The 2,866-nt window shown below is 76.2% G+C and carries 1 protein-coding gene and 1 pseudogene; both read right to left on the reverse strand.

What is annotated here, in order from left to right; genetic code table 11:
* A pseudogene (locus tag ACWEMJ_RS33995) lies at positions 1 to 1,008 on the reverse strand (nitroreductase); the annotation flags it as partial.
* Positions 1,009 to 1,072: 64 nt separating this feature from the next.
* Positions 1,073 to 2,806 carry a TOMM precursor leader peptide-binding protein gene (locus ACWEMJ_RS34000; protein WP_452141004.1) on the reverse strand — a complete coding sequence of 578 codons (1,734 nt, stop codon included), beginning with the start codon at positions 2,804 to 2,806 and terminating at the stop codon, positions 1,073 to 1,075.
* Positions 2,807 to 2,866: the final 60 nt, after the last annotated feature.

Raw genomic sequence — 2,866 nt, forward strand, 5'->3', positions numbered from 1 at the left:
CGCGACGTGCCGTTCTGGGTGGACCTGCGGGCGGTGCGCCCGAGTGCCCGCCGCCGCCGCCCGCAGCCGCGACCAGGCGTGCTCCAGCGCCGCGTCCAGCACCCCGGCGGCGGGCCGCTCGGCGGCGCCGTCCAGGGTCGCCGCGTGGATGCGCCGGACGGTCTCGAACCCGATGACGGTCCGCGACCGCTCCTGGTCCTCGGCCCGGACGACCGCCCCCGTCGGCGCGGCCGGCAGCGGCCCGGCCGGCCCGCCCGCCCAGCGCAGCGGGACGACGGCGAACACGCCCTCCCGCTCGGCGCGCAGGCCGAGCAGCCGGCCGAGCCGCTCCTCGTCGAACCAGAGCGCACTGCCCAGCCGCAGGCCCCGCGCGCCCGCCCAGATCCGCCAGGTCTCCAGCAGCGCGCCGATGTCCATGGTGACCACGTGGTAGGCGAAGCTGTTGTACTTGAAGGCGTTCTGCCAGAACTTGACGGTCAGCACCAGGAATTGGTCGCAGTCCGCGGCGATCCCGCCGAGCGCCGCCCGCACGTCGGGCGTGACGTCGCCGGTCAGCAGCCGCCGCATCGAGTGGTGCGGCGTCGAGTAGTGGTGCACGCCGGGGGTGAGCGGGCCGCTCGGGCCGCTGACCCAGTGGACGCCGATCGGGTACAGGCCGCCGCCGGACGCGGTGCCCCGGGAGAAGTTGGCGTCCCGGTAGCGGGGCAGCGAGCCGAGGTCGGAGTTGGCCTGCACGCCGAGCCGGCGGCCGGTCAGGCCGTACGAGTCGCGGAGCATCGCGCCGAGCAGCGGCAGCGTGAAGCCGTCCTCGCCGGGCGGGCCGAACAGGCCGCGCTCGACGGCGGCGGCCGGGCCGGGCGGGCTGTCGGGCAGCGGGAAGTGCGGCGCGTCCGGGAAGTACTTGTCCTTGCGCGGCCGGTCGGCCCAGTCGGGCACGAAGTCGGCGGGCTCCATCGGGACGCGCGCCCGCCACAGCACCGCGGACGCGTACGCGCGGGCGTAGCCCATGGTCGTTCCTCTCTCGTGGCGCCCGGCGGCCGCCGATCGGCGGTCACCGGGCCGGGCGGGGGGCTCAGGGGAAGGGGTGCGGGGCGGGGTTGAGCTGGTCCGGCCGCAGGTCGTGCGGGCGCAGGCCGGCCGCGCGGGGCGCCGTCCGCAGCCGGGGCATGGTCAGGGCGCGCTGGCGGTGCCGGCCGAAGTCGATCGGCAACAGGCCCGGCACCAGCACCGAGACGGTGTGCAGGCCGAAGGCGCGCTGCTCGGGCATGGTCTGGTCGACCACCACCACGTCGAACCCGGCCCCCGCCACCGCCTCGACGCAGCGCCACAGGTCCTCGCGCAGGTCGTCGGACGGGGCGATCGCGCGCTCCCGCAGCGTCGCCACCGGCGCCGCCGGCACGGGCGGCCGCTTCAGCAGGAAGTCGGCGTACCGCGCCATCTCGGGCAGCCCGTAGACCAGCGGGTGGTCGTGCAGCACCCGCACCAGGTCGAAGTCCTCGGCCATCGCCCGCAGCCGGCGCTCCTCGCGGACAGTACGGCTGCGCAGGTTCACGGCATCGGTGGCGATCTCGCACAGCCCCGCCCACAGCGCCGCCTCCGGGTCCAGGCTCGCGCCCGCCCCGAAGCACAGCCGGCCGAGGCCGCCGTCGACGCGTTCGGCGACGGCGGTCACCACCGGGACCGGGAAGGTGATCCGGGTGTCGAAGAACCGGGCGCGGTAGCCGTACATCTCCAGCCGGTCGACCAGCGCCCTGGTCCGCGGGCGGCCGCTGCTGCGGCCGTCGATCTCGGGCAGCGCGAGCTGCCCGTACCAGGCGATCAGGAAGGCGTCGCGTTCGACGGCCTCCATCAGGCCGTAGTAGACCGCCTCCTCCAGACTGCCGCCTGACGCGCAGCCGTTCGAACTCTCCTGCACGAAGCGGTGGGTGAGGCCGCCGGGCGCGTGGTAGTACGCCAGGACCTCCGGCACCAGCAGCGGCCGCTCGTCGCGCAGCGACCAGCCCCACACCCACGGGATCGGGGTGCTCGGCGAGAACGGGCGGATGCCGCTGCGCCGGTGGAACTCCTCCGTGTACAGGCCGCAGGCGCGGGGGTCGAGCGCCCGCTCGCCGAGCTCGTCCAGGGACGCGACCACGTTCGTCCGCCGGCCGCGCGCCCGCATCCCGGCGAACCGCTCCAGGCCCTCCAGCAGGCCGACGTCGGTGCTGGCCCGGTAGCTCGGCGTGTGGCCGCCCCAGAAGCACTCCCGCAGGTAGTCGCCGGAGCGCAGGGTGAAGCAGCCCACCGTGGACGAGGTGGAGACGGACACCAGGTCCGGCACCACCGACGGGCCGAGCATCCCCGCCACCGGGTTGACGAACGCCGGCAGCGACAGCCCGTAGTCCTCCACCGGGCGCAGCCGGAACTCCTCCGGCGCCCGCTTCGGTTGGCTCCCCAACTCGATCCGCGCCGCCTCCGCGCTGTCCTCCACCCGGTGCTCGCAGCGCGGGCACTCGGCGTCCGGAAGCAACGGGAAAGCGCTTACCCGCAGCGTCTCCAAGTCCAGCAGGTGCACCACCGGCAGCCCGGCCGCCACCATCGGGGCGCGCTCGGCACGCGCCGCCAGCAGCGCGGCCAGCGCGTCGGCCAGGAACGGCACCGCGAACGGCGGACGACCCGCCGCCCGGGTGCCGGACCCGAGCTCCAGCGCGTCCCGCAACTGCCCGGAGCGCACCGCCTGCCAGCGCCGCGCCAGGCACCGCGGGCACGGCGACGCCTGGCCGCCCGCCGCCGGGCCGCCCGCCACCCGCCCCGCCCGACGCCCCACCCTGGCGGCATCCCGCCACCGACCACCCCCTTGCCGCACCCCTACCGGCCTGCTACTGCC

The sequence above is a fragment of the Kitasatospora sp. NPDC004531 genome (genome assembly GCF_053602195.1).